This is a genomic window from Mesorhizobium sp. M7A.F.Ca.CA.004.06.1.1, assembly GCF_003999135.1.
GTDB lineage: Bacteria > Pseudomonadota > Alphaproteobacteria > Rhizobiales > Rhizobiaceae > Mesorhizobium.
Genome location: NZ_RZPQ01000208.1, coordinates 1 through 8,079 on the forward strand (window position 1 = coordinate 1; position 8,079 = coordinate 8,079).

The following is an 8,079-nucleotide window of genomic DNA, read 5'->3' on the forward strand; positions in this document are numbered from 1 at the left end:
AGCGAGAAGCTGTCCTTCGTCAACAGCAGCGTAAATCGCCTGATCGCCTACAGGAAAGACAGCGTCGTCTACGGCAAGCTCGACTATTGGGCGAAGCCTTCGGAGATTCTCGAGCGGCGAGCCGGCGATTGCGAGGATTTTGCCATCCTCAAGATGACAGCCCTGCTGAGGGCCGGCATTCCCACGCAAAGCATGGCGCTTGTCGTCCTCCAGGATCGCAAGAGAGGCTTCTTTCACGCAGTGCTGTCGGTGAGCACAGGCAGCGGCACCTTCATTCTCGACAGCCTCAGCAACACTGTCGTGCGTGACAGCGATCTTCCGGATTACGTTCCGCTCTATTCGTTCAGCACGGACCGGGCCTGGATCCACGGTTCAAGACCGGGCGGAGCCCAGATGGCCGACATCAAGGGCGGTTTCGCAACCGTCGCACCCGGCGAAGGCTTTCAGCCATAGGTTCGCCAGCATTGGCGATGCATGCAGAGCAACTCCGGTAAGTGTAACGGTGAACTGCTCTAGCCGCCGAAGACGAACGCCATCAGCAGCTCCGGCTCGAGCACCGGAGCCCGCACCGCATTCAATTGTCCCCGGTATCGACGGTCGCCCGCGCCGATGACAAAACCGGTGGCCACCGGCGATTCGCCATTGGCATCGAGCCGCGCGAAGATGTCGGCCACATTGAGGTCCAGCGCCAGCTTGAGATCGTGCCGTGCGTCATCGCTTGGGGCGATCGGCAATTGACGTTTGACGAGTTGCTGGAACGGCGCGTTGAACGACAGGATCTTCTTCGACGAAGCCAGGGCAAAGGCCGGAGACGGGCAAGCGACCAGTATGGCGTTGATGGTGTTGATCGATGCAAGCCTTCGCAGGGTCAGGTTTTCGTCTCCCAACCCACGCATGCAGGCCACCCGGATCGCGGATGTCAAATTGCCTGTCTGTGCCTGGCTTTCGGCGATCTCGTCGATGAGCATGCCGATCGTGCACTTCCTGCTTTCGGCCATCTGCTTCAGCGACATCCAGAATGCCCGCTCCAGACGGATGCCGCGCCGGATGCCGCCGCGCGCCACAACCCGAAATTCCAGTCCAAAATCCTCGGCGGCGACTGGAGGCAGCAGCCGCTCGCGACCGGAATGATGAGGGCTGGCGCTACCGCTCACTCATCGCCTCCTCGCGCGCCTTGTTGATCGGCTTCAGGAGGTAGTGCAGGATCGTCTTGCGCCCGGTCTTGATGTCGACCGAGCAGATCATTCCGGGGATGATCGAGTAGGCCTTGCCGTCTCTTTGAAGGGTGGATTTGTCAGTCGCCACACGCACCTGATAGTAGGGTTCCCCCGTTTTCTGATCGACCAGGCTGTCGGCTGTGATGTTCGAGACCTTGCCCTCGATACCGCCGAAGATCGAGAAATCATAGGCGGTGACCTTGATAAGGGCTACCTGGTCGGGACGGATGAACGCGACATCCCGTGGCGAGACCCGAGCCTCCACCAGCAACGTCTCGGAGGTCGGCACGATGCCGGCCACGACGGCGCCAGGCTGGACGAAGGCGCCTACCGTGTTCAGCTCCAGCGTGTTGACGATGCCATCCACGGGAGAACGGATATCGGTGCGCGCGACCTTGTCGGTGGCTCCCCTTATGGTCTCATCCACCACCGAAAGCTCCGCCAGCGCCTGGGTAAGGTCGTCCAACGCCTCCTGCTGCAATTGCAGGCCGAGTTCCTCGACCTGAAGCTGGGCTTCCGTGATCGACGATTTGATCTTCTTTATCGTTTCGCCCGCAAGGTTCAGCTGGCCGTTGAGCTCGGTCTGTTCGCGCTCCACCCGGAGCTGCTCGGTCCTTGCCATCAGGCCTTTCTTGACCATCGCGTCGACCAGTTTTGCCTCCTGGTCGCTGACGACCAGGTTCTTTGTAAGACGATCGGAATTGGCCTGCGCCTCGGCCAGTTCCCTCTCGCGCTGGTCAAGGCGTGACTTGAGCACGGACAGCTTGTTGTCGAAGTTCCCGCGCCGGGCGATGAGCAGCTTCTGCTCATTGTCGCAGATTTGCGGAGCGACCGACTGGATGTCCTGCGGGCACGGAAATGGGCCCGAGAGATTGCCGGCCTGTTCGTATTTCAGCCTTGCTATGCGCACTTCCAGCGCGCGCGCCTTGGCCTGCTGCTCGCCGAGACTGGACGTGTTGAGCGTGTTGTCCAGGCGGATGATGAGATCGTTCTTCTTGACCACCTGGCCAATCGTCACGGCGATTTCCTGAACGACACCGGCTTCACTCGCCTGAATGATCTGGGTCTTGGAAGCGGGTATGACCTTGCCGTCGCCGCGTGCGATCTCATCGACTTCGGCAAAGGACGCCCAGGCGACGAAGACCACGAAGAGCGCTCCGATGATGAATATGGACGCCGACGCAAACAGCGGCGGTCGATCTTCTCTGGCAAGCATTTCCCACGCCCCAACGCATTGGATGCAGCAATATCTGTTTTGTCAGGCGCTTGTTTTCTGCAACGCCTGTATGACTTGGTCCTTCGGTCCGTCGGCAACGATTCTGCCCTGTTCGATAACGATCAGGCGGTCGGCCAGCTCAAGCATGCTGAAGCGATGTGTCGAGACGATCAGCGTGGTGTCGCGGTCGAAGGCGACTTTGAGCTGCTTGATCAACTGGCGTTCCGATGCGAGATCCATCGAGCCCGACGGCTCGTCCAGAAAGACGATTTTCGGTTTGGTCAGCAGCAGGCGTGCGATCGCCACCGTCTGCCTCTGGCCACCGGAAAGATTGGTGCCGCGCTCGCCGACATTCATGTCGTAGCCGCGCGGGTGGCGTGAAACGAAATCGTCGACGCCGGCCGCCTTTGCCGCTTCGATGATCTGTTCGTCGGTAGCCTCGGGGCATGCCATCAGGAGGTTTTCCTTGATGGTGCCCGAGAACAGGTCGCCGGCCTGCGCAACGATGCCGACCGCGGCGCGAACCTCGGACGGGTGATACTGGCGAATGTCGATCCCATCCAGCAGCAGCTCACCGGAAGTCGGCAGGAAGAGCCGGCCGATCAGCCGCCCCATCGTCGTCTTTCCCGATCCTATGCGGCCGATGATGCCGATCCGCTCACCCGGCTTGACCGAGATATTCAGGCCGGTCAGAACTTCGTTTTCCGAGCCTGGATAGACAAACCCGACATTCCTGAACACCATCGCCCCCTTGCGGATGGGGCGGTTGACGAAGCCCACCGTGTCGGGTCGATCTTCCGGCTGAGCCATGATCGAGTTCACCATTCTCAGCGAGAGCATGGCCTGGCGAAACCGGGACAACGTTATGGCAATCTGGCCGAGCGGCGCCACGGCCCTGCTCGCCAGCATCACCGTTCCTATGATTGCTCCTGTCGAAACATGCCCTTCCGAGAAGGCATAGGCGCCGGCCACGACCAGGGCGACGGTCACCAGCTGTTGTATGGACTGGGTGATGTTGCCCGCCGCCGCCGAAAGCTGCTTGATCTTCTCGGACGTGTTGGCGGCGTTCTTGGAGTGCTCTCCCCATTTTCGCAGCAGATACGCCTCGGCGCGCAGCGACTTGATGGTCTCCAGCGTCGAGATGGATTCGACCAGCAGGGCCTGGCGCTGCGACGCTTCGTTCATCGAGGCGGCGACGCGCTTGCCGATGCGGCGCTGGGTGATCAGGCCGACGATGACGGACATCACGAAGGCCAGCGCCGGTATGATCACCAGCCATCCGCCTATCGCATAGATCACAAGGAGAAAGACGAAGACGAATGCCGTGTCGATGAACACGCTTATGGTGTTGGAGGTGAAGAACTCCCTGACGAATTCATATTGCGTGACCCTGTTTGCGTATTCACCGGTCGAGCCGGGGCGCGCCGACAGCGACGAGTTCAGCACTTTCTCGAACAGCAGATAGGATATCCGGAGATCCGCCTTGCGCCCGGCATAGTCGATGAGGGAGGCCCTGGCCGTCTTCAAGAGCAGGTCGAACAGGATGACCGCGCCGATGCCGAGAGCCAGCACCCATAGTGTCGATATTGCCTTGTTCGGCAGGATCCTGTCGTAGACGTTCATGGTGAAGATCGGCGAGGCTATGGCCAGCAGATTGATGAACACCGCCGCCAGGACGACTTTTGAGTAGGTGCGCCAGAAAGCGCCCATCGTCCCCGTAAGCCAATGTCTCCGCTCGATCCTGGCCGCCGAGCCGACCGACATGGTCTCGGCGGCATTGGCATAGGTGATCGAGAAGGAAGCGCCGCCGCTGATGTAGCTGGCGGCCAGTTCCGATCGGCCGATCGTGGTGCGGCCGTCTTCCTGGGGCGCGGTGATATAAGCATCGTCTTCGCCCAGAGCGAGCAGGGCAACCGGCAATTGACTGACGCGAAAGACGATTGCCGGCAGGTCGATACGCCCCCTGAGAAAATCGCGGTGATTGAACTCGGTGACTTCCAGGCCGATGCGTTCGGCAAGGTGCCTGATATCGTCGGCCGCAATTCGCGTGTCCGAGAGCGGCACGCCGGCAAACAGCACGGTCTCCGCGCTCGGCCTGCCGAGATATCCGGCAACGGCCGAGAAGCAGGCCTTGAACGCCTCCTTGGGAGAGAGGATATTGGGTTGCTGGTTCACGATCTGCCCGTCAGGACGCTCGCTGGACCTTGCGTCGTCTTATTTCTTCCTCACCGGGGCGAGGATATCGAATGGCAGGTCGTTCTTCTGCTCCGATGGCGTCCGCGCATAGGTCTCGGTGTCCGCGGTTTCCGGTGTTGCAAACTCGGTGCGAGCATAGGCTGTCGCTTGCTTTGCCGGCTCGAGATTCATCGTTTTCAGCAACTGTCCGGTCGCGGCCAGGAGCCGGTACTGGGCAAACAGCGATGCGTAGGACGCGGTATCCGCCAGCGTTGCCGTGTTGAACCGCGTATTCTGCGCGTCGAGCACGTCGAGCAGCGAGCGCTGTCCAACCTTGAACTGCTCGCGATAGGAAGCGACCAGCTTTTCATTGGCGGCGGCCTGTTGCCTCAGGGTCTTCGCCAGATCGGCTTGCCGGAAACGGCGATCCCATGAGGTGCGAACGGCTTCCTCGATTTCGCGCAAGACCTGATGATAGGCGAGCCGCTGCTCGCTGGCGCGGCGGATCTGCTCCTGTTCATTGGCCTTGTCTATGCCGCCGCGATACAAATTCCAACGCAGCACCAGACGCGCCTGCAGGTCATTGGTGTCCCCGTCGTCGCCGTCAATGTCGGTGCCTGCCCTGGCCCGACCTTCAGCAATGACTTCAGGGCCATATTTCGCCCGGGCCGCATCCACCAGGGAAGCCGCGGCGTCGATATCGCTGGTGGCCATGTGAACGCGCGGATTGTTCTGTCGTGCCAGGCCGATCGCGTCATCCAGTGACCGCGGAAGCGCGGCGGCGACATCACCCGGCCGCGAAGCATTGACCAGCGGCTTGCCGACGGTCTTGAAGAACCGGATCTTGGAGGCTTCCAGCTCTTCGGTCGCCTCCTGCATGCGGGCCTTGGCCGCGAACAGACGCTCCTCGGCCTGTTGGCGGTCGGCCTCGTTCAGCGCCCCGCCTGAGATGCCTTGCCGGATGTCGCCGAGTATCGCCTGATGGAAACCCAGATTCTTCTTGGCTTCGGAAACGATCGAAGCCTGCAGCATGTATTCGAGGTAATCCTGGACAACGGACAGCCCGATGAATTCGGACCGTTCCAGCACCCGGAACGACGCTCCGTCGACGCGCGATGCCTGGCGGTTCAATTCCGCGCGACGAGCTCCGCTGTCGAATAATTTCTGGGTCACCACCAGATTCGCTTCCGCCGGATAGAGCGAATCGTCCTCTATCGACAGCGAGCGTCGGGAGGAATTGTCGAGCCGGCGAACACCAGCCGATCCCTCGACATCGACACTGGGAAGGTAAAGGCCCTTGGCCTGCCGCAACTCAAACTCGATTGCTTCGCGGTTTTCGATCGCCTGTCCAATCTCGGGATTGGATTCCACCGCGACAGCCATCGCCTCCTTGAGCGTAAGCGCATGAGCGCCCCCGCAGGTCAGCATGGTGGCCGCCATCAACAGACCAAGGCGCCTGCCTATGGCCGACATGTTTGTCGTATTCATAATCCCACCCTAACGTTTCCCCAGCGTCCTTTTTCAGAGCGCTAACCAAGCCAAGGCCTGCCCGTCGGTGGATTATCCACAAATTCACGGAATGTGTGAGCGATTATTGATTTAGAGGGCGCTAAATAGCCCTTTTGGGCAACAAGGCTGCGAGATGTAGCAAAAATAGCACATAACTTCGGCTCGCTGCGGTTGTATCCGGACGCCCCATTCAGTGGGAAAGCACAGAAAATCGCAAGCCAGTGGGCCGATATGCCCAGAATCATGGCCGGTTCGGATAGCGGTTGTCGATAATCCAACCGGAGGTTGAACGCTTTTTCAGGCATGCCCCTTGGGTGCCGGGTCCAAAAAATACTCTGTCGCGGCGGCCGGCGTGCGCGTCATGTCGCTCATCACGGCCAAAAGCTGGTCAGCGCGTACCTCTAATTTGCGCTCAACGCCACCATGCGGTCGAGCGCCGCGGTCAGGCCGCGAAGCGACACCGGGAAGCTCAGCGGGGTCTCGGCGTCCGTCGTGACATTGAGCTTCAGCACCGAGCCTCCCCTCAGCTTTGCAAGCGTCGGCCGATCGACGGTAAAGACGGAGACGCAACCCGTCGGGAGGCAGGTCCTGAATCGCTGCGGGGGCAGTGGCGGCTGATCGTCGATCTGCAGCGTCACGCCCGGATCGAGCAGGATGCCGAAGGGCAGCAGCAAGGTAGCCGTCGTCGAGCCGTCCGGGCGTGCCGCGATCTCCACGGCAAGAAGCCTCTGCCCGTTCTGCTGGACCTGGTCTTGCGCGAGCGAGCACACTCTCGCCTTCTCGCGAACCGAACAGGTCACACTCCAGTCCTGATAGACCTCGCGCAGCGATGACGGTCCATCCGGGACAGCCGCCACCTGTTGCTGGGCGAACGCCGGCGACATCAACGAGAATAGAATTGCCCCACATGCGGAGACGGCCTTCGGGCCAGACTTCATGTGCAGACCCACTCGCGGATCTTGCATTTCTCTCCCGTTGCCTCGCAGGCCTGCAAGGCGAGATCCTCCGCTTCCCGACGGGTCTCTGCCGAGTTCACGCCCCAGGGCGTGAAACGGTTCTCCACCTTGTCTGCCACGGCGAGCGCACCGCAATGCTTGTAGGGAAAGCCGGTCTCGTCGTCATCATTCCAATGGCGATGGTTGCGGAAGACGGTGACGACGTTGCAGGCTTTTCCGCCCGCGTTCTCGCAATATTTCTGTGCGATGTCCTTCGCTTCCTGCCGCTTGTCGGCGCCCCAGAAGAAGCCGTATTTGCTATCGGCCTGCGAATAGGCGATGGCCGCCCATATGCCTTTTTCCTCCTGTTGCGGCTCCGAGGGGGCCACAAGGTCGGCTGAGACGACTTGTCCACTCCACAACAAGGTCAAGCCCAAAACTGCCAAAGCCTGCAATCTCATGCTCATGGTCGGCATCCTTTCCTTAACCTCAATCGCTTCGCGTCCTACTTCGCCGCCGAAGCGAGGGAGATCACCACCCAGCTTTTGCCCGTCGGCAGGAGAAGCGCTTCACCGGCATTGCCGCCGAGTTCGTAGACCTCGACCTGCCCGAGATGGTCGGTAATCTTGCTGCCCTGCGGCAGGATGGATGCGATGTCGGCGCAAGGGCTGGCGAATGGCGCCACCCGCACCATCGCCCCTTCGCAACCCGTGGCGGTGGGCGATGCGAAGACGATGCCGGCGGCCGGTCCGCTATAGCGTTCCGATGCATAGTCCATGCCGACAAAGGCCTGAATGGCGTGCTTGTCGGCCGCCTGATCGTTCCACAGGGATTTGACGCTGTATTTCGTGCCGTTCGTCAGAATCTGTCCGAGCGCCGGATAGACGGTCGAGCAGGCTTGCACACCGGCCTGCTTGACATGCTCGAGGAAGGGCGTGTCCGGAAGCACGGGGGCCGCCGCAGTTTCTGCAGGTGCGGCCGTCGCGCCGCCGACCAGATTGGCGATCGCGGCATAGTTCCCGGCGGC

8 protein-coding genes are annotated in these 8,079 nt (G+C 61.0%); 1 reads left to right on the forward strand and 7 read right to left on the reverse strand.

The annotated features are described in order from the left end of the window. The coding region (locus tag EN906_RS14725) for a transglutaminase-like cysteine peptidase (RefSeq protein ID WP_206529090.1) at window positions 1-453 on the forward strand (453 nt) is incomplete at its 5' end. A 59-nt stretch (window positions 454-512) separates the two neighbouring features. On the opposite strand, the gene EN906_RS14730 is transcribed toward EN906_RS14725, so the two are convergent. From EN906_RS14730 to EN906_RS14760, 7 genes are all read right to left on the reverse strand, one after another. After that, window positions 513-1,154 carry a ribbon-helix-helix domain-containing protein gene (locus tag EN906_RS14730; RefSeq protein WP_127271969.1) on the reverse strand — a complete coding sequence of 214 codons (642 nt, stop codon included), beginning with the start codon at window positions 1,152-1,154 and terminating at the stop codon, window positions 513-515. After that, window positions 1,144-2,433, reverse strand: a complete 1,290-nt coding sequence (locus EN906_RS14735; protein ID WP_127271967.1) for an HlyD family type I secretion periplasmic adaptor subunit — start codon at window positions 2,431-2,433, stop codon at window positions 1,144-1,146. The genes EN906_RS14730 and EN906_RS14735 overlap by 11 nt, the downstream gene beginning before the upstream one ends. 42 nt (window positions 2,434-2,475) lie before the next feature. Beyond that, complete coding sequence (locus EN906_RS14740; protein WP_127271964.1) at window positions 2,476-4,608, reverse strand: type I secretion system permease/ATPase; 2,133 nt, start codon at window positions 4,606-4,608, stop codon at window positions 2,476-2,478. Between the two features lie 39 nt (window positions 4,609-4,647). Then, window positions 4,648-6,096 carry a TolC family protein gene (locus tag EN906_RS14745; RefSeq protein WP_127267769.1) on the reverse strand — a complete coding sequence of 483 codons (1,449 nt, stop codon included), beginning with the start codon at window positions 6,094-6,096 and terminating at the stop codon, window positions 4,648-4,650. A 422-nt stretch (window positions 6,097-6,518) separates the two neighbouring features. Then, a complete protein-coding gene (locus EN906_RS14750) occupies window positions 6,519-7,055 on the reverse strand; it encodes an invasion associated locus B family protein (protein WP_236383471.1) in 537 nt (178 codons plus the stop codon). After that, entirely contained in the window at window positions 7,052-7,513 is a 462-nt protein-coding gene (locus tag EN906_RS14755) for a DUF4189 domain-containing protein (protein WP_013529842.1), read from the reverse strand. Before EN906_RS14755 ends, EN906_RS14750 begins: the two co-directional genes overlap by 4 nt. A 44-nt stretch (window positions 7,514-7,557) precedes the next feature. Further along, window positions 7,558-8,079, reverse strand: a 522-nt coding sequence (locus EN906_RS14760; protein WP_127375232.1) for a hypothetical protein, incomplete at its 5' end; no start/stop codon positions are given.

Bases quoted from the DNA above. Each gene is read 5' to 3' on its own strand.
- EN906_RS14735 (WP_127271967.1), bottom strand. From the start codon at position 2,433: ATGCTTGCCAGAGAAGATCGACCGCCGCTGTTTGCGTCGGCGTCCATA.
- EN906_RS14755 (WP_013529842.1), bottom strand. From the start codon at position 7,513: ATGAGATTGCAGGCTTTGGCAGTTTTGGGCTTGACCTTGTTGTGGAGT.
- EN906_RS14745 (WP_127267769.1), bottom strand. From the start codon at position 6,096: ATGAATACGACAAACATGTCGGCCATAGGCAGGCGCCTTGGTCTGTTG.
- EN906_RS14750 (WP_236383471.1), bottom strand. From the start codon at position 7,055: ATGAAGTCTGGCCCGAAGGCCGTCTCCGCATGTGGGGCAATTCTATTC.